This window comes from Sphaerisporangium krabiense (assembly GCF_014200435.1).
In the GTDB taxonomy this organism is placed as follows: domain Bacteria; phylum Actinomycetota; class Actinomycetes; order Streptosporangiales; family Streptosporangiaceae; genus Sphaerisporangium; species Sphaerisporangium krabiense.
Window position 1 is genome coordinate 1 of sequence record NZ_JACHBR010000001.1, and the last position, 18,723, is coordinate 18,723.

Sequence of the window (18,723 nt, forward strand, 5' to 3'; positions counted from 1 at the left end):
CCGGGAGGCAGTTTGCCGCCGCCCAGACCGCCCAGGCCGCCGAGGCCGGGCGGAAGCTGGGGAGGCGCGTCGGAGCCGCCGTTCGCGGCGCCCGCCTTGCCGAGCGCGGCCTTGCGCGGGTCGCCGCTGACGCGACGCCCCTTCTTGGCCTTCTTCTGCGCGGCCTTGCCCTTGCGTCCGCCGGGCATGCCCGGGATGCCCATGCCGCCGGCGACCTGCTTCATCATCTTCTGGGCGTCGAAGAAGCGGGTGACCAGGCTGGCGACCTCGGTGACGGTGACGCCGGAGCCGCGCGCGATGCGGGCCCGGCGGGAGCCGTTGATGATCTTGGGGTCCTGGCGCTCGCCGGGGGTCATCGAGCGGATGATGGCGGCGACGCGGTCGAGGTCGCGCTCGTCGACCTGGTTGAGCTGGTCGCGCATCTGCCCCATGCCGGGCATCATGCCGAGCAGGTTCTTGAGCGGGCCCATCTTGCGGACCATCATCATCTGCTCGAGGAAGTCGTCGAGCGTGAAGCCGTCGCCGGAGACGAGCTTGCCGGCCATCTTGGCGGCTTCCTGCTCGTCGAAGGTGCGCTGCGCCTGCTCGATCAGGGTGAGGATGTCACCCATGTCGAGGATGCGGCTCGCCATGCGGTCGGGGTGGAAGGCGTCGAAGTCTTCCAGCTTCTCGCCCGTGGAGGCGAACATGATCGGGCGGCCGGTGATGTGCCGCACCGACAGCGCGGCGCCGCCGCGGGCGTCGCCGTCGAGCTTGGTGAGCACGACGCCGTCGAAGCCGACGCCGTCCATGAACGCCTGGGCCGTGGTGACGGCGTCCTGGCCGATCATGGCGTCGACGACGAACAGCACCTCGTCGGGGCTGACGGCGTCGCGGATGTCCGCGGCCTGCTTCATCAGCTCCTGGTCGATGCCGAGGCGGCCGGCGGTGTCGATGATGACGACGTCGTGCTGGCGGCGCCGGGCCTGGTCGATGGAGTCGCGCGCCACGGCGACCGGGTCGCCGACGCCGTTGCCGGGCTCGGGGGCGTAGACGGCCACCTGGGCGCGCTCGCCGACGACCTGGAGCTGCTGGACGGCGTTGGGCCGCTGGAGGTCGGCGGCGACGAGCATCGGGGCGTGGCCCTGCTCGCGCAGCCAGCGGGCGAGCTTGCCGGCCAGGGTGGTCTTACCGGCGCCCTGGAGGCCGGCGAGCATGATGACGGTCGGCGGGGTCTTGGCGTACCGCAGGCGGCGGGTCTCGCCGCCGAGGATCTGCACCAGCTCGTCGTTGACGATCTTGACGACCTGCTGGGCGGGGTTGAGCGCCTGGGAGACCTCGGCCCCGCGGGCCCGCTCCTTGACATGGGACACGAAGTCCCTGACGACCGGCAGCGCGACGTCGGCTTCGAGAAGCGCGATGCGGATCTCTCGGCAGGTCGCGTCGATGTCGGCGTCGGACAGCCTGCCCTTCGACCTGAGGGAGGAGAAGACCGATGTCAGGCGGTCGGAAAGCGTCTCGAACACGTGAAGCCAGCCTCTTGTGTCACGGGTCGTCCGGGGTGAGTGACTCGAACTCCCAGCCTATCCGCTCCTGAGGCCGGTCACGCGAACCCGGCGCCAGGGGCGGTCGTGGCCGTGCCGGGTCAGCCCCTCCACCCGGGGACCGAGACCCGCATCGTCAGGGCGTGTTCCACCAGGGCGATCAGCGTGCCCTTGACCGACTCGCGCAGGCGCGCGTCGGTCTTGACGATGGGGATGTGCGGGGAGAGCGTGAGCGCGTCGCGCACCTCCTCCTCGGCGTAGGGGTGCTCGCCGTCCCAGCCGTTGAGGCCGATGACGAAGGGGAGCTTCGCCTCTTCGAAGTAGTCGATGGCGGGGAAGCTGTCGGCCAGGCGCCGGGTGTCGACCAGGACGACGGCGCCGATCGCGCCGCGCACCAGGTCGTCCCACATGAACCAGAACCGGTGCTGGCCGGGGGTGCCGAAGAGATAGAGGATGAGCTCGGTGTCCAGCGACACGCGGCCGAAGTCCATCGCCACGGTGGTGGTGGCCTTCTGCGGAATGAGGCCCAGGTCGTCGATGCCGGCGCTGGCGTCGGTCATGACCGCCTCGGTGGTGAGCGGGACGATCTCGGAGACCGCCCCGACGAAGGTGGTCTTCCCCACGCCGAAGCCGCCCGCGACGACGATCTTCGTCGACGTGAGCGTCCCGCCGCGGCTAGAGCCTGCGAAGTCCACTGAGAACCCTTTCGAGCAGGTTGAAGTCCGGCTGTCCGGCATCCAGCTGCGGGTGGTGCAACTGGACGAATCCCTCGGCGGCCATGTCCGAGACGAGAACCCGCGCCACGCCGAGGGGGACCCTCAGCAGGGCCGAGATCTCGGCGACCGAACGCACTTGGCGGCACAGCGTGATGATCGCCTGGTACTCCGGAATCAAGCCGGAAATATCTTGATAAGGAGGAAGAGTGGAGTGCACCAGCGTCTCCATCGCGAGGTGCGACCGCGGCGCGGAGCGCCCGCCCGTGACCGTGAAGGGCCGGACCGGCGAGGAGGGCTCCTGTTGGTAGGGCCGTAAGCCGTCCTCCCAGCCCGGACCGCCCATGGACGTCACCGCGGAGACGACGCCTGAAGCTCGGCGCGCACGGCCGGGGTCAGCACCTGACCGGCACGCTCGACCATCAGCGTCATCTGGTAGGCGACGAGACCCATGTCACAGTCCGGCGCGGCGAGCACGGCGAGGCAGGAGCCGTCGCTGACCGACATGATCAGCAGCAGCCCGCGCTGCATCTCCACCACGGTCTGCGTCACCGCCCCGCCCTCGAAGACCCGGGAGGCGCCCTGCGTCAGGCTGATCAGGCCCGCGGCGACCGCGGCGAGCTGGTCCGCCCTGTCCTTGGGGAAGCCCTCCGAGTAGGCCAGTGGCAGCCCGTCGGAGGACACCACCACCGTGTGCGCCACCCCCGGCACCGACCGGACGAAGTCGGTGATCAGCCAGTTGACTCCGCGGGCCGCCTGACTCAGCTCTCTCACTTGTCCTCCTTATCGCCCTGGGCGCGGCGGGGATCGCCGTACGCCACCTCGTCCTCGCTGATCTCGCCGCGTGCGACCGCCCGGCCCTGGCGGATGCCCTGCTGGAAGCTGGACAGCCGGCTTCGCGCCCGGTCGGGCGAGAGGGCGGGCATGGCGGGAACGGGCGAGGTTGCGGCCTCGGCCGCCGAGGCGGACCCGGGCACCAGATTGGCCTTGGGAACCCGCTTGGGCAGACCGGCGGTGGTGGTCCCGTCCCGTACGGGCTCCTGGACCACGGCCGCGGCCTGCCAACCGGCGTCGGCGGGGTTCTGCCGCCAGACGCCGGTGTCCTCCTTGTCCTCGACCGGGTCCGCGCGGCGGAACCAGGCGGACTCGACGGAAGCGAAGATGGGCAGGAACTCCTCCTCCTGTTCCATCGGGGACGGCCGCACGGCCGGCAAGGGGCCGGTGACGGCGTCGAGGTCAGAGGCGTCGAAGCGGCGGGACCTCGGACGGGGCGCGGGGTCGGAACCCGCGCCGGGCCCTGGGGGAAGACCGCCGTAGGCGCCCGTGGACCGGCCGCCGAACAGGCTCGGCCCGGTGGCGGGGCCGCCCCCGGAAAGCGGGCCGCCGAAGGCGTCGAGGCTCGCCGCCTGCTCCCCCGCGGTCGCCGCCGGGGGCGCGCCGAACGCGGACGACCCGCGTCCGGGGGCGTCGAACGCCCCCGTGCCCGGGAGGCCGCCCGGGTCGCCGAAGGCGCCGGTGTCGCCGAACGTCCCGGTGTCACCGAACGCGCCGGTATCGCCGAAGGCGCCCGTGTCACCGAAGGCGCCGGTATCGCCGAAGCTCCCCGACGAAGGCCCGGAGAAGCCGCCGCCGGTGGTCGGCCCGAGCGGGCCGGTGCCGGCCGCGCCGTTGGACGCGCCGAAGGGGCCGGTGGGAGAGCCGAACAGGGACGCGGCCTGCGCGTCGAACGCGGCGCCGCCCTGGGACGCCGAGGCGAACAGGTTCCCGCCGGTCTGTCCACCGGTCCACGCCGACGCGCCCGCCCCGGCGAACGCCTGCCCGGAGGCGCCGCCCTGCGCCGGGCCCGCGGCGGGGGCGCCCATGAGCGCCTCCGGCAGCAGCACCATCGCGGTCAGGCCGCCGGAGTCGTGCCGCCTGAGCTGCACCCGGATGCCGTTGCGCAGCGCGAGGCGGCCGACCACGAACAGGCCCATGCGGCGCGACACCGACACGTCCACGACGGGCGGGTTGGCCAGCCGCCAGTTCGTCTGGGTCAGCTCCTCCGGGGTCATGCCGATGCCGGCGTCGGTGATCGAGATCATGACGCCGCCGCCGTCGATGCGGTTGGCCGTGAGGGTGACCCTGGTCTCGCGCGGGGAGAACGAGATGGCGTTCTCGACGAGCTCGGCGAGCAGGTGGATGAGGTCGTTGACGGCCTGGCCGACGATGGAGACGCCGGTGGGGACGTTCATGGCCACGCGCTCGTAGTTCTCGACCTCCGAGAGGGAGGCGCGGGCGACGTCGAGCAGCGGGACGGGCTGGCTCCAGCGCCGCGCGGGTTCCTGGCCGGCGAGGACCAGCAGGTTCTCGCTGTTGCGGCGCATGCGGGTGGCGAGGTGGTCGAGCCGGAACAGGTCGCCGAGGCGCCGGTCGTCCTGCTCGCCCTGCTCCAGGCCGTCGATCAGGGTGATCTGCCGCTCGACCAGGGTCTGGGTCCTGCGGGAGAGGTTGACGAACATGGCGCTGACGTTGCTGCGCAGCTGGGCCTCGTCGCTCGCCAGCCTGACCGCCTCGCGGTGGACCTCGTCGAAGGCCCGGGCGACCTCGCCGACCTCGTCGTTGGACATGACGCCGATGGGGGCGACCTCGGGCGGGCCCGCGGTGCCGTCCGACTCGCGGAGCTTCTGGACCAGCTCGGGGAGCCTGCGCCCGGCGATGTCGAGCGCGCCGCCGCGCAGGCGGCGCAGCGGGATGACCAGCGAGCGGGCCATGACGGCGGTGATGGCGAGGACCAGGAGCAGGAGCAGGACGACGGCGGCGATGTTGATCACGGCCTGGCGCTGGTCGTCGCGGGCCAGCTCGGCGGCCTTGTCGACGATCGCGCGGCCGAGCGTGCGCTGCACGTCGTGCATGCGGTCGAGCCGCTCGCTGGAGGCGTCGAACCAGGCGGTCACGTCGTCGCCGCCGTTCCCGAGCCCGGCGAGCGGCTGGTTCTGGCGGGTCAGCTCGAGCGCGCGGTCGATCTGGGCGGCGGCGACGTCGATCTTCGGGCCGGTGACGGTGTCCTGGTAGGTCTGGCCCTCGGTGAGGGTGGCGCGGAAGAAGAACGCCTGCAGCTCGCTGTCCTGCCGGGCCCGCGCGGCGTTGAAGGCGTCCAGCTCCGCGGGGCTGAAGTGCCCGCCGATCAGGCCGATGCTCAGCAGGCCGCGCTGGCGTGACGCCTGCTCGGCGGCGCGGGTGAGCGAGGCGAGGGCGGAGGCGCTGGCCTCCAGGCCCGAGTCCGTGCCTCCCCGGGCGGTCTCGTCGAACATGGCGAGCAGGTCGTCGATGGCCGTGGAGTACTTCTGCAGCGTCGGCAGCGCGGGAAGCTGGGAGTTGGTCACGGCCTGGCGCAGGGACTGCAGCTGGGCCAGCCGGTCGAGCAGGCGCGCGAAGGGCTGGCGGCTGCTGTCGCGCAGGGCGGCTTCGACGGCGCTTCTGTGGCCGAGCACGAGCTGGATCTGGCCGTCGACGGCGGTCTGCTGGTCGCGCAGGAGCTGCCTGGTCTGGTTGCCGTGGCGGCCGTTCGCGACGAACCTCACGGAGACGTCGCGTTCGAGGTCGAGCTGGTGGGCGAGATCGCCCAGGGTGGTCACGAACTGTGCCACCGTGCGGACGCGCTCGTACTCGGTCGCGCTCTGGATCGAGCTCACCACCCGGAGGCCACCGAGCAGGGCGGCCATCATGGTGGGAACCAGGATGAGCGCGAGGAGCCGGGTCCGTACCCGCCAGTTGCGCAGCGCGAGCCGGCTTCCCGCCGTACGGCGCGGGGCCGCGGCCGTGTCCTTGGTGGAAGGCGTTCGGTCTGCGTCCGGCTCGGTACGGCGACCGCTCTCGATTGTTGCTGTCCTCACTGGTCGCAACCTCTCGCCGGCTGGTCTGCGTAGGGGTGGACGCACTCAACACTTGTGACGCGTGTCAAGTGGATGGGCAATCGGTGCATAAGCCTACGAGTACCGCCAATACCCGTGAGTGTTTGGACCGTTCCAAGAAATTATTCCCTTTTTGGAATGAGATTCGGTCATCCACCACAAGGTCACGTAGCCAGTCAGCGGACGTTACGGTCACATCACCGGCAAAGAAGCATTTATACCGTTCCAGTACACCATACACAGACATTGACTCGCACCAACGCCCAAAGTGGACTTTTTTACGAGTTTCATGACATAGGCCGCATATGTATGTTAGCGCCGATCTTCCTCCGCTAAGCTTCACGCTCGCCGTGCCGGAAACCGCTCCGCGAGCACGTGGCTCGGCCTTCTTCCCCCCCACAACTAAAAGGACACCTCAATGACACGCTTTAGGGGTCGTACCTTCATCGTCGGCGTGGCCGCGGTCCTGGCGCTAACAGCGTGCGGCGGCGGATCGGACACCAGTTCGAGTTCATCCAACGGAGGGCTGGAGAAAACCACGGTCACCCTCGGCGCCATGCCCATCGCCGACGTGGCGGGACTGTACATCGCCATCGAAAAGGGCTTCTTCAAGGAAGAAGGCCTGACGGTGAAGACCAAGATCATCGCCAATGGGGCCGAAGCGCTCCCGCAGCTTCACAGCGGAGCCCTCGACGTCATCATCGGAAACTATTTCACGTTCCTGTCGGCGACGGAGAGAAGTAACGACAAGTTCCGCTTCATCGCCGACATCTACCAGTCCAAGCCCGACGTCTTCCAGATCGTCGTGCCGAAGGACTCCACCGTACAGACCGTCAAGGACCTCAAGGGGAAGAGGATCGCCATCGCCTCGCGTAACAGCATCGGCGAGCTGGCGGTCGCCAACGCCCTGCGCACCGCCGGACTCGATCCGCGCAACGACGTGCAATGGGTCCCGATGGCCTTCCCCCAGATGCCCGCTGCGCTGAAGAACGGCTCCCTGGACGCTCTCTGGCTCACCGAGCCCTTCCTCACCGGCGTCCAGCAGGAGCAGGGCGCGCGCAAGGTCACCGACACGATGACCGGGGCGATGGCCGACTTCCCGATCGCCGGCTGGGTCACCCTGGACGAGTGGACCCGCAAGTACCCCAAGACGATGGCCGCGCTCCAGCGGGGCCTGCTCAAGGGGCAGCAGGTCGCCGCCTCCGACCGTAAGGCCGTCGAGAAGGTCCTCCCGAACTACACGCAGATCAAACCCGAGGTCGCGTCGGTCATCACCTTGGGAGCGTTCCCGACGACGCTCACCGCGACCCGCATCCAGCGCGTCGCCGACCTGATGCAGGAGTTCGGGTACCTGACCAAGAAGCTCGACGTCAAGCCGCTTCTGGCTCCGCTCCCGCAGTGATCCGACGCAAAGTGGCCCGCGGCGCCGCCGGCGTCGCGGTCCTGCTCATCGCCGCCGAGCTGGCCGGTCGCACCGGCCTGGTGGACCGTTCGCTGATCCCCCTGGTCTCGGAGATCTTCGCCCGCGCCGCGGGTCTGGTGGTGGACCCCCTCTTCCTGGCCGACCTCCAGGGCACTCTGATCGTCTGGGCGACCGGGCTGCTGGCCGCCGTGGCCATCGCCGTCCCTCTCGGCCTGTTCCTCGGAACCCTCCGTCGCGCCGAGCTGGCCGCGCGCCCGCTGGTGGAGTTCCTGCGGCCCATCCCGTCGGTCGCGCTCCTCCCCCTCATCGCGCTGCTGGTCCCGGACGACGCCGGCATCAAGATCACCGCGGTCGTGTACGCCGCCGCCTGGCCGGTGCTCGTCAACACCATGTACGGCCTGCGCGACGTGGACCCGGTGGCCAAGGAGACCCTGCGCAGCTTCGGCTTCGGCCACCTGTCCGTGCTCCTGCGGGTCTGCCTGCCGAGCGCGGCGCCGTTCGTGCTGACGGGAGTGCGGCTGGCCACGGCGGTCGGGCTGATCGTCGCGATCAGCGCGGAGCTCATCACCGGCGGCACCGCGGGCATCGGCACCTTCATGATCCGCGCGGGATCGGGGATGCGCACCGACCTGGTCCTGGCCGCCACCCTGTGGGCCGGGATCCTCGGGCTGGTGGTCAACGCCCTGCTGCTGAAGGCGCAGCGCCTGGCGTTCCGCTGGCACGCGGTGACCGCGGAGGCCGCCTCATGACCGCTGCCACGACCACGATCTCCCCCGGGCGCGGCCGCCTCACCGAGTTCCTCGCGCGCGTTTGGCTCGTTCCCATCGCGCTCGTCGCGTGGGAGGCCGGCACCCGGATGGCCGCCTCGGACTACTTCCCGCCCCCCTCGAGCATCCTCGTCCGGGCCCGGGAGCTGTGGTTCTCCGGCCCCGCCACGCGCCTGTTCCTCACCGACGAGGCGCTCGGCGACTTCCTGCCGAGCCTCGGCCGCATGTTCGGCGGCTGGGCGGCGGCCTGCGTGCTCGGGATCGGCCTCGGCGTGGCGATCGGCCGCTCGCGGATCCTGGCCGGCTACGTCGACCCGCTGGTGGAGTTCGGCAGGGCGATCCCGCCCCCCGCGCTGGTCCCGGTGTTCATCGTCCTGTTCAAGCTGGGCGCCGAGATGCAGGTCGCCACGATCGTCTACGGCGTCATCTGGCCGGTGCTCGTCAACGCGATCGACGGGGCCCGCTACGTGGACCGGCTGCACGTGGAGACCGCGCACGTCTTCCGGCTCGGCCGCGCCCAGCGGCTGCTCCGGGTCCTCCTGCCCGCCGCCGCGCCGAAGATCTTCGCGGGACTGCGGCTCAGCGTCTCCCTGGCCGTCATCCTGATGGTGCTGTCGGAGCTCGTGGGCAGCACCGACGGCATCGGCCACCAGCTTCTCTACACCCAGCAGAACTTCGACCTCGCCGGCACGTGGAGCGTCATCGTGCTCCTCGGCGTCCTGGGACTCGCGCTGAACGGGGCCTTCCTGGCCGTGGAGCGGCGCGTCCTGTCCTGGCACCTGCGGGCCCGGCAGACAACCTGAGGAATCACCGTGCTCGATGTCGTGAACCTGAGGCACACCTATGGCCAGGGGCCCTCGGCCCACCACGCCCTCGGCGGGATCGACCTGAAGGTCGCCGAAGGGGAGCTGGTGAGCGTGGTCGGGCCCTCCGGCTGCGGAAAGTCCACTCTGCTCCGCTCGATCGCGGGGCTGATCGAGCCCTCCCAAGGGCACATCCGCATCCGTGACAACCACGTCGCGGGCACGCCCGGCGACCTCGCCGTGGTGTTCCAGGACTACAGCCGTTCGCTGTTCCCCTGGATGACGGTCGGCGAGAACGTCGCGCTCCCGCTGCGCCGCCGCGGCATGGACCGCAAGGCGCGCCGCCGCGCCGCCGCCGAGGCGCTGGAGGCCGTGGGCCTCGCCGCCGCGGCGGGCAAGCACCCCTGGGAGCTGTCGGGCGGCATGCAGCAGCGCGTGGCGATCGCCCGCGCGCTGGCCTACCGTCCCGGGCTGCTGCTCATGGACGAGCCGTTCGGCTCGGTGGACGCCCAGACGCGCGAGGACCTGGAGGACCTCGTGCTGCGGGTGCGCGAGCTGCACCGCATGACGATCCTGCTGATCACGCACGACATCGACGAGAGCGTGTACGTGGGGGACCGCGTCGTCGTGCTCACCGGCTCGCCGGCGCGGGTCGCCGGCGAGCTGACCGTCGGCCTGCCGTTCCCCCGCGACCAGATCGCCACCCGGCAGCTTCCCGCGTTCGTGCGCCTGCGCGCCGAGGTGGGGCGCCTGGTGCGCGCGAAGGACCAGCCCTCCCCGTTCCCTGCCTAGGCATGACCCCGCCCGGCTTCCCCCCGGGCCGAACCCCACGTCTGGAGTGCACATGACCGAGCCCACGAGCGTCATCCAGCAGATCATCGCCGGCGGATGGCGCCTGTCGGCGCTGAAGACCTTCGTCGAGCTGGACTGCGCCCGCCACCTGGCCGAGGGGCCGCTGCCCGTGCCGGAGCTGGCCGCGCGCGTCGGCGCGCACGCCCCCTCGCTCGGCCGCGTGCTGCGCACGCTCGGCGGCGTCGGCGTGGTGAAGGCCGTCGCGCCCGACACCTACGCCCTCACCGACGCCGGGACGCTGCTCACCGAGGGCGCCGAGGGGTCGATGCGCACCGCGTTGCTGTCCAACATGGACCCGGTGCTGGCCACGGCCACGGGCGAGCTGCTCACCGAGACGGTGCGCACCGGCCGCTCGGCGTTCAAGGAGCGGCACGGCGTCCTGTACGACTACCTGTCCAAGAACCCGGAGCTGGGCCTGATCTTCAACGACTTCATGACCAACCGGGCGCTGCCGATGGCGCGCGGCGTCACCGAGCGGTACGACTTCTCGGGGATCGGCACGCTCGCCGACATCGGCGGGGGCCGCGGGCACTTCCTGGCGGCCGTCCTGCGGGCCAACCCGGCCCTGCGCGGTGTGCTGCTGGAGCTGCCGCACGTCCTGCCCGACGCGCGGGAGGCGTTCGAGGAGTGGGGGCTGGGCGACCGCTGCGAGTTCGTGGCGGGCGACTTCTTCTCCGCCGTTCCGGCGGGCGCCGACGCCTACCTGCTGGGCAGCGTCGTCCACAACTGGGACGACAGCGACGCGCTGCGGATCCTCACGACGGTCCGCGCGGCGATGCCGGATCACGGCCGCCTGCTGCTGGTGGAGATCGTGGTGCCGGACGACGACACGCCGCACTACGGCAAGGATCTGGACATCCGGATGATGGGGCTGTTCGGCCAGGGCCGTGAGCGCAGCCGGTCCGAGCACGGCGCGCTGCTGGAGAAGGCGGGCATGGCGATCACCGACGTGGTCCCGCTGCCGGTCGACGCGAGCCTGATCGAGGCCCGGCCCGTCTGACGCGTCCCCCGATGGCGGTTCCGGGCCGGGAAGGTCAGCGGCCTCCCCAGCCCGGAACCGCCACCCGCATCGTCAGCGCGTGCTCGACCAACGCGATGAGCGTGGACTTCACCGAGTCACGGGAGCGGGCGTCCGTGCGGACGAGGGGGATGTGCGGGGCGAGCGTGAGCGCCTCGCGGACCTCCTCGTCGCTGTGCGAGTATCTGCCGTCCCAGCCGTTGATGCCGACGACGAACGGCAGCTGGGCCTCCTCGAAGTAGTCGATCGCCGGGAAGCAGTCGGCCAGGCGCCGGGTGTCGACCAGCACGACGGCGCCGATCGCGCCGCGCACCAGGTCGTCCCACATGAACCAGAACCGGTGCTGACCCGGGGTTCCGAACAGGTAGAGGATCAGGTCCTTGTCCAGCGACACGCGGCCGAAGTCCATGGCCACGGTCGTGGTGGTCTTGTTCGGGGTCAGCCCGAGGTCGTCGATGCCGGCGCTGGCGTCGGTCATGACCGCCTCGGTGGTGAGGGGGACGATCTCCGACACCGCGCCCACGAACGTGGTCTTGCCGACGCCGAAGCCGCCCGCGACGACGATCTTCGTCGACGTGAGCATCCCGGCGGGGCTAGAGCCTGCGAAGTCCACTGAGAACCCTTTCCAGCAGGTTGAGATCAGGCTTGCCCGTTTCCAGCTGCGGGTGGTGCACCTGGACCAGGCCCTCCGCCGCCATGTCGGCGATCACGATGCGGGCCACGCCGAGCGGCATCCGCAGCATCGCGGCGATCTCGGCGACCGACCGCACCTGACGGCACAGCGTGCTGATCGCCTGCTTCTCCGGAGTGAGGGCCGACAGGTCGGCCTGCGCCGACGTGGCGGAGGAGACGAGCGCCTCCATGGCCAGGGCCGTCCGCGGCGCGACGCGGCCTCCGGTCATGGCGTAGGGCCGGACCAGGGAGCCGCGCTCCGTCGGTTCCGGCGCCGTGTAGGGTCCGGCGGCCGCACCGCCGGCGAACCGGCGGGGGTCCTCCATCTGTGAGTACGACGACCCGCCGCTCAGCGGGTCGCCTTCATCCGTCCAGCCGCGACGTGCCATGGCGTCCTCCTGTCATCGGCGTGTCACCGGGGTTGTGACGCCTGGAGCTCGGCGCGCACGGCCGGGGTCAGCACCTGACCGGCGCGCTCCACCAACAGCGTCATCTGGTACGCCACCAGGCCCATGTCACAGTCGGCCGCGGCGAGCACGGCGAGGCAGGACCCGTCGCTGACCGACATGATCATGAGCAGTCCTCGCTGCATCTCGACCACGGTCTGGGTCACCGCCCCGCCCTCGAAGACGCGGGAGGCGCCCTGGGTGAGGCTGATCAGCCCGGCGGCCACCGCCGCGAGCTGGTCCGCCCTGTCCTTGGGGAATCCTTCCGAGAAGGCCAGGGGCAACCCGTCAGCCGACACCACGACCGTGTGAGCGACGCCAGGGACGTTGTTCACGAAGTCGGTGATCAGCCAGTTGACGCCACGGGCCGCCTGGCTCAGCTCCCTCACGTGTCCTCCTTGTTCCGTTCACCGGTTCCATTGGCGGAATGGTCGTCGTTGTTCTCGCCCCTGGCGACGGCCCGGCCCCGGCGCACGCCCTGCTGGAAGCTGGACAGGCGACTGCGCACGCGGTCGGGCGAGAGGGACGGCTGGGGCGAGGTGAAGACGGACGGTCCCGGCTCGGCCGAGCCGGGCACCAGGTTCGCCTTCGGCACCCGCTTGGGCAGGCCGGATGAGGTGATGCCGCCGAGCGAGGGGTCGCTCGCCGCCTGCGCCGCGCGCCAGCCCGCGTCCCCCGGAGAGGCCCAGCCGCCGCGCGGTTCCGCGCCCGGCCGCGCGAGCGCCGCCGGAGGCTCCTCGGGGGCGCCGTACCCGTCGTCCTGAGGCACGGACATCGCCGTCTCCTTCTGGGCCGGCCCGGCCGGATCCGGGTCCGTGCGCCGGAACCAGTCCGACTCCACCGCCGCGAAGATCGGCAGGAACTCCTCCGCCGACTCGTCCAGCGGGGAGGTGTGGACGGCCGGCAGCGGGCCGGTGTGGTCCATGTCCGGCACGGCCCCGAAGGTGCGGGCCCTTCTCTCCAGCGGGCCGGTCGCCGGGCCGCCTCCGGTGACGGGCCCGGTGAACCCGCCGCCGAAGCCGCCGGTGGGAGGCCCGCCGAAGCCGCCGGGGGGCGGGCCGGCCGGGCCTCCGGTCACGGGGCCGGTGTGCCCGCCGGACACGCCGCCCTGGACGGGGCCGGTGTGCCCGGTGGACGGGATGGCCGGCCAGGACGCGGTGTCCTGATCGGCGAGGTCGGGCCAGGAGTCCTTGGTGCCCCCGGGCGGGGGGACCTCCGCGGGCCACGGGGTGTCGAGCGGCGGGTTGGGGTTGAAGAAGCGCTCGAACGGGTCCTGCTCGCCGGGCTCGTCCTTCTGGAACGGCGCGCCGGGCGCGTTGTCGGGCGCCTGGCCCGGCGCGGTGAACGCGTCGCGCTCCGGCCCGCCGGCGGGCGCCGCGCGCTCGAAGGGATCGCGCTCGAAGGGGCCGCGCTCGAACGGGCCCCGGTTGACCGGGCCGGGGCCGGCGGAGACGCCGGGGTCGTCGGCGCCGAAGACCGGCGCGCGCATGCCGCGCGAGCCGGACGCGTCGAAGGCGGAGGGGGCGCCGCCGAACCCGGGGGCGCCGCCGAACTGCTGCCCGACAGGCTCGGCCGTGGGCATGCCCGCGTACTGCGGCGCGCCGGGCGCCGACAGCAGGGACTCCGGCAGCAGCACCATGGCGTTCAGGCCGCCCGCGTCCTGCTGGCGGAGCTGGACGCGAATGTTGTGGCGCAGCGCGAGGCGGCCGACCACGAACAGGCCCATGCGGCGCGACACCGACACGTCCACGACGGGCGGGTTGGCCAGCCGCCAGTTGGCCTCGGCGACCTCCTCGGCCGACATGCCGATGCCGCTGTCGCTGACCGACACCATCATGCCGCCGCCGTCGATGCGGTTGCTCGACACCACGACCTTGGTCTCGCGCGAGGAGAAGGAGATGGCGTTCTCGACGAGCTCGGCGACCAGGTGGACGATGTCGTTCACTGCCTGGCCGACGATCGCCGTCCCCGAGGGGACCCGCAGGTCGACCCGCTCGTAGTTCTCGACCTCCGACAGCGCGGCGCGGACGATGTCGACGATCGGCACCGGCTGGCTCCACCGGCGCGCGGTCTCCTGGCCGGCGAGGACCAGCAGGTTCTCGCTGTTGCGGCGCATGCGGGTGGCGAGGTGGTCGAGCTTGAACAGGTTGGCGAGACGGTCCTCGTCCTGCTCGCCCTGTTCCAGGCCGTCGATGAGGCTGAGCTGGCGTTCCACCAGGGTCTGGCTGCGGCGGGAGAGGTTGACGAACATCGCGTTGACGTTGCTGCGCAGGCGGGCCTCGTCGCCCGCCATGCGGACCGCCTCGCGGTGGACCTCGTCGAAGGCCCGCGCGACCTCTCCCATCTCGTCGCGCGAGGTGACGCCGATGGGGAGGACCTCGGTGGAGGCGTCGGCGCTGGCGCGCAGCCGCTGGACGGTCTGGGGCAGGCGGACGCCGGCGATCTCCAGCGCCTCGGCGCGCAGCCGGCGCAGCGGCCGGATCAGGGAGGTCGCCACCACGGCGGTGATGAGGAGGACGACGATCAGCAGCACCAGGATGACGGCGCCGGAGATGAGGGCCTGGCGCTGGGCGTCCTCCTGCAGCGTCGTGCTCTGCTGCACGACCGAGCCGATCATGCGCTCCTCCACCGTGCGCATGCGGTCGGCGGCGGCGGAGGTGGAGGTGTACCAGAGAGTGGTGTCGTCCCGGCGGGTCAGGTCGAGGTCGCGGATCTCCTTGAACTGGCGGAGCTGGGCGAGCGCGAGGGCGCGCATCCAGTCGGCCTTGTCGACCTGCTGGCCGCGGACGGTGGAGTTGTAGAGCTTGACGTCCTCCGGCGACGCCTCGGCGAAGAACGTGGCGAGGTGGCTCTCCTGGCGGCTCCACGATCCGGGGAAGTCGACGAAGTCGTCGTAGGTGAACCCGCCGCCCGGGGTGCCACGGGTGGCCAGGCCCACGGTCATGATGCCGCGCTGCCGGGCGACCTCTTCCTTGGCGCCGCTGAGGGCGGCCAGGGCGATGCTGTCACCGAACAGGCGCTGGTCCTGGCCGGAGGCGCCGAGCTCGCTCTGCATGGAGCCGAGCACGGTGACGATCCGGGAGTACATGCCGAGCGCGGCCCGCGGGGGCACCGAGGCGTCCTGGACGATGCGGGACCTGAGACCGGGCAGTCCCTCCAGCCAGCGGCGGATCTCGTCGGCCTCGGCGCGGACGCGGGCGGTGTGGGAGTCGTCGATGGCGGCGACCGCGGTGAGGACCGGCTGCCGGGCCTTGTCGACGACGTCCTGCTGGGCGCGCACCTTCTTGAAGCGCGCCGTGCGGCGGCCCTCGGCGATGTACCACGCCGTCAGGTCGCGTTCCTTGTCGATCTCGTGGATCAGCACGTCGAGCTTCTGCACGAGCGTGGCGACGTCGGTGAGGCGCCGGTACTCCGTGGACGTGCCGACGGCGTCGGCGAGCTGCACGCCGCCGAGCGCGACGCCGACGAGCGTCGGGATGATGATGAGGGCCACGAGACGTGATCGGACGCGCCAGTTCTGGAGCCTGAGCCGGCTGCCGGCCTTGAGTGTCCGCGGCATGGTCGGGCCGGACCGCTCCGTACGGCCCCCTCGACCTGGGTTGTCCCCAGGGTCTTGTGGTCTCACTGGTTTTCGCAACCTCTCACCGGGCCTGGCGTTTCAGGGGGGTACGTCACGCGCGAGGCGCATGAGACGTCCGAGACATCCATCAGGCGAGGGTTAATTGGAGCACACCCTTACCAGATCGGCCAACAGCACATACCGCCACAAAACTCCCCAAACAAGACATCCAAGGGATAAATCGCCCGCGTCGCTTCCGTAACTATGCGGGACGGAATCCGTCACGCGCTTCCGGAGCGGCGTGTTTGATCATCAGATGGCGGGTGACCGAGTACTCCTGAACCGCCTCCTGGCTCATGTCCTTGCCGAACCCGCTGCCCTTGACGCCGCCGTGCGGCGCCTCCGAGGCGATGGGAAGATGATCGTTCACCCAGGTCACGCCCACGTCGAGCCGGTGCGACACCCGCAGCGCCCGCGAGACGTCCCGCGACCAGACCGACGAGGCCAGGCCGTACGGGGTGTCGTTCGCCAGCCGCACGGCCTCGTCCTCGCCGGAAAACGGCAGAATGACGAGAACCGGGCCGAAAACCTCGCCCCGTACTATGTCGCTCTCCTGCGCGGCCCCCGTGACGAGGGTCGGCGGATAGAAGGAGCCCGGCCCCTCCGGAAGCGCGCCGCCGCACAGCACGGACGCCCCCTCCGCCGCCGCGCGCGTCACGAAGCCGTGCACGCGCTCGCGGTGGGCGCGGGAGATCAGCGGCCCGATGTCGGTCCCCGGATCCCACGGGTCGCCGGTCGTGATCCCGGCCAGCGTCGCGCGCAGCGCCTCCACCACCTCGTCATGCACCTCGCGCTCGGCGTAGACGCGGGTCGCCGCCGTGCAGTCCTGCCCCGTGTTGTACGTGGCGCCCATCGCCACGCCCGCGGCCATCGCGGCGAGGTCGGCGTCGGCGAACACCAGGGCGGGGGCCTTGCCGCCGAGCTCCAGGTGCACGCGCTTGGGCCCCGAGCCCGCGGCCCCGCGCATCACGTCCCTGCCGGTCTCGGTCGACCCGGTCACGCTGACCATGTCGACGCCCGGGTCGGTGACCAGCGCCCGGCCGACGTCGCCACCGCCGGTCACCACGCGCAGCACGCCGCCCGGAAGTCCCGCCTCCGCGGCCAGCTCGGCCAGCCGCAGCGTGGTGCCCGGCGTCTGCGGAGCGGGCTTGATGACGACGGCGTTGCCGGCCGCCAGGGCGGGGCCGGCCTTCCACACCGCCATGACCAGCGGGAAGTTCCACGGCGCGATGGAGGCCACGACGCCGACGGGGCGGCGGGTGAGCACCGAGGTGTAACCCGCGCTGAAGACGCCCGCGCCGCTGCCGTCCAGCGAGCGCGCCGCGCCCGCGAAGAAGCGCAGGTTGTCCGCGGCGAAGGGCAGCTCGCCCTCGCGGAAGACGGTCGCGGGCTTGCCGGTCTCGGCGACCTCCAGCCTGGTCAGCTCCTCGGCGTCACCCTCCAGCAGGTCGGCGAGGCGCAGCAGCACGCGCGCCCGCTCCCCCGGCGTGGCCTCCGCCCACGGCCCGCGTGCCGTCCGCGCCGCCTGGACGACGCGCGCGACGTCCGCGGGCGGGGTGTCCGGCACCCGGGCGAGCGGCTCCCCCGTGGCGGGGTTGAGAGGGGTACCGCTCATGAGGGCCCGCCGGCGGCGCGCTCGATCAGGTCGGCGGCGCGGCGCAGGCCGTCGCGGCGGCGGATCTCCTCGCCCGCCTCGGCCAGGCGCGTGCGCAGGGCGGTGTCCCCGAGCAGCCGGTCCAGGGCGCCGAGCAGCTCGGCGTCGGTGAACGTATAGGTGGGGAGGCGGACGCCGAGCCCCAGCTCGTGCACGCGCTGGGCGTTGTCGTACTGGTCCCAGAACAGCGGCAGCACGATCATCGGCTTGCCGAAGTGCAGGCTCTCGGTGGTGGTGTTGTTGCCGCCGTGCGTGATGACCAGGTCCACCAACGGGAGGATCTTGGTCTGCGGCACGGTCTCCGCGCCCCACATGTTGCCCGCCGGCTTGATCTCCTCGTGCAGGGGGCCCAGGGAGACGATGTAGCGGTGCGGCGTCGTGGCCAGGACGTCGATGACGCGTTGCATCAGCGCGACGTCGGCGGAGCCGAGCGAGCCGAGCGAGAAGTAGACGAGCGCGCCGTCGCCGCCGGCGAGCGAGGCGGGGAGTTCGAAGGTCTGGTCGGTCTCGCGCACCGAGGAGTCCAGGCGGTGCCAGGACGGGCCGAGCGGCCGGTCCCCGGCGTAGTCGGCGATCTCCGGGTACACGTACAGGTTCAGGTCGCCCTCGTGGATGAACTCCAGCTCGGGCAGCGGGGGCGCGCCCTGTTCGACGACCCACCGGTTGAACGCGGTCCAGGCGTCGCGGTGGGTGCGGTCGTACTCGGCGCGGAACGCCTCCCACGCGCGGCGGTCGTCCGCGGGCAGGCCGCTGAACGCGGGGGCGACACCCTCGCCCCTCATCTCCAGCGGGTTGCAGGAGACGATGCGCACGAAGGGCCGGCCCGCGGTGAGCAGCGCCGGGAAGGTGATCACGTTGTCCTCGACGACGACGTCCGGGCGCACCCGTTCGATGATCGCCCTGAGCTGGGGCTCGCAGTACTTGGCGCCGTCGATCAGCGCGTCCCAGATCGGCCTGATGACGGTGCCGAGCTGGTCCCGCGTGGACTTGCGGTACTCCGGGGCCTGGTCGCGGATGAAGTCCTTCCAGAACTGGCCGGCGTCCTGCTCCTCCTCGGCGGGCGGGGCGAGGTCGACCAGGTCCTCCTCGAAGCCCATGGCCGTGAGCCTGCCCTTCCAGGACGCCTCGGCCGCGAAGACCACGCGGTGACCCCGGCGCCGGAGGACGTCTCCGATGCCGATGCAGTTGTTCGTCGGCCCGTAGGCGCTCTCGGGCATGAAAAGGATGGTGGCCATCAACACTCCATCGAATTTGAAGAACGATTCAAATACGCGTAGGCGGGGTAGGTCAAGCTCCAGGCTTGTATCGTTTGGGGCCAATCAGTTGCTTCAGAGTCCGACTTC

General features: G+C 71.5%; 16 protein-coding genes. 5 read left to right on the plus strand and 11 right to left on the minus strand.

Annotation, left to right across the window (positions count from 1 at the left end; all coding sequences use genetic code 11):
• The 5 genes from ffh to BJ981_RS00025 form a co-directional block, all read right to left on the minus strand.
• Positions 1-1,505 (minus strand): signal recognition particle protein (gene ffh / locus BJ981_RS00005; RefSeq protein ID WP_184607694.1); only part of this gene is annotated, 1,505 nt, incomplete at its 3' end.
• 119 nt (positions 1,506-1,624) lie between these two features.
• Positions 1,625-2,218 (minus strand): GTP-binding protein, encoded by a 594-nt coding sequence (locus tag BJ981_RS00010; protein ID WP_184887332.1) that lies wholly within the window; start codon positions 2,216-2,218, stop codon positions 1,625-1,627.
• Positions 2,199-2,582, minus strand: a complete 384-nt coding sequence (locus tag BJ981_RS00015) for a DUF742 domain-containing protein (protein ID WP_184607696.1) — start codon at positions 2,580-2,582, stop codon at positions 2,199-2,201. Before BJ981_RS00015 ends, BJ981_RS00010 begins: the two co-directional genes overlap by 20 nt.
• Before the next feature lie 5 nt (positions 2,583-2,587).
• Positions 2,588-3,010 (minus strand): roadblock/LC7 domain-containing protein, encoded by a 423-nt coding sequence (locus BJ981_RS00020; RefSeq protein ID WP_114028908.1) that lies wholly within the window; start codon positions 3,008-3,010, stop codon positions 2,588-2,590.
• Complete coding sequence (locus BJ981_RS00025) at positions 3,007-6,108, minus strand: nitrate- and nitrite sensing domain-containing protein (protein ID WP_184607697.1); 3,102 nt, start codon at positions 6,106-6,108, stop codon at positions 3,007-3,009. Before BJ981_RS00025 ends, BJ981_RS00020 begins: the two co-directional genes overlap by 4 nt.
• Positions 6,109-6,652: 544 nt before the next feature.
• Here BJ981_RS00025 and BJ981_RS00030 point away from each other — a divergent pair.
• Genes BJ981_RS00030 through BJ981_RS00050 form a run of 5 tightly spaced genes read left to right on the plus strand, consistent with a single transcriptional unit; the run spans position 6,653 to position 10,971 of the window.
• A complete protein-coding gene (locus BJ981_RS00030; protein WP_184615387.1) occupies positions 6,653-7,528 on the plus strand; it encodes an ABC transporter substrate-binding protein in 876 nt (291 codons plus the stop codon).
• Entirely contained in the window at positions 7,525-8,298 is a 774-nt protein-coding gene (locus BJ981_RS00035; protein ID WP_184607698.1) for an ABC transporter permease, read from the plus strand. Before BJ981_RS00030 ends, BJ981_RS00035 begins: the two co-directional genes overlap by 4 nt.
• The gene (locus tag BJ981_RS00040; protein ID WP_184607699.1) at positions 8,295-9,119 is read left to right on the plus strand and encodes an ABC transporter permease; all 825 of its coding nucleotides are present in this window, start codon (positions 8,295-8,297) and stop codon (positions 9,117-9,119) included. The genes BJ981_RS00035 and BJ981_RS00040 overlap by 4 nt, the downstream gene beginning before the upstream one ends.
• A gap of 9 nt (positions 9,120-9,128) precedes the next feature.
• Positions 9,129-9,911, plus strand: a complete 783-nt coding sequence (locus BJ981_RS00045; protein ID WP_184607700.1) for an ABC transporter ATP-binding protein — start codon at positions 9,129-9,131, stop codon at positions 9,909-9,911.
• A 52-nt stretch (positions 9,912-9,963) separates the two neighbouring features.
• Positions 9,964-10,971, plus strand: a complete 1,008-nt coding sequence (locus BJ981_RS00050) for a methyltransferase (RefSeq protein ID WP_184607701.1) — start codon at positions 9,964-9,966, stop codon at positions 10,969-10,971.
• Positions 10,972-11,005: 34 nt separating this feature from the next.
• Here the strand turns inward: BJ981_RS00050 and BJ981_RS00055 are convergent, their stop codons facing one another.
• From BJ981_RS00055 to BJ981_RS00080, 6 genes are all read right to left on the minus strand, one after another.
• Positions 11,006-11,572, minus strand: a complete 567-nt coding sequence (locus BJ981_RS00055) for a GTP-binding protein (RefSeq protein WP_184607702.1) — start codon at positions 11,570-11,572, stop codon at positions 11,006-11,008.
• A gap of 10 nt (positions 11,573-11,582) precedes the next feature.
• Positions 11,583-12,050, minus strand: coding sequence for a DUF742 domain-containing protein (locus BJ981_RS00060; RefSeq protein WP_184607703.1), 468 nt, complete (start codon positions 12,048-12,050; stop codon positions 11,583-11,585).
• Between the two features lie 23 nt (positions 12,051-12,073).
• On the minus strand, positions 12,074-12,496 hold the full coding sequence (locus BJ981_RS00065) for a roadblock/LC7 domain-containing protein (RefSeq protein WP_184607704.1): 423 nt from the start codon (positions 12,494-12,496) through the stop codon (positions 12,074-12,076).
• Entirely contained in the window at positions 12,493-15,600 is a 3,108-nt protein-coding gene (locus tag BJ981_RS00070) for a sensor histidine kinase (protein WP_184607705.1), read from the minus strand. The genes BJ981_RS00065 and BJ981_RS00070 overlap by 4 nt, the downstream gene beginning before the upstream one ends.
• A 328-nt stretch (positions 15,601-15,928) precedes the next feature.
• Positions 15,929-17,341, minus strand: coding sequence for an aminobutyraldehyde dehydrogenase (locus BJ981_RS00075; RefSeq protein WP_184607706.1), 1,413 nt, complete (start codon positions 17,339-17,341; stop codon positions 15,929-15,931).
• Positions 17,338-18,615, minus strand: coding sequence for a glycosyltransferase (locus tag BJ981_RS00080; RefSeq protein ID WP_184607707.1), 1,278 nt, complete (start codon positions 18,613-18,615; stop codon positions 17,338-17,340). The genes BJ981_RS00075 and BJ981_RS00080 overlap by 4 nt, the downstream gene beginning before the upstream one ends.
• Positions 18,616-18,723 lie beyond the last annotated feature (108 nt).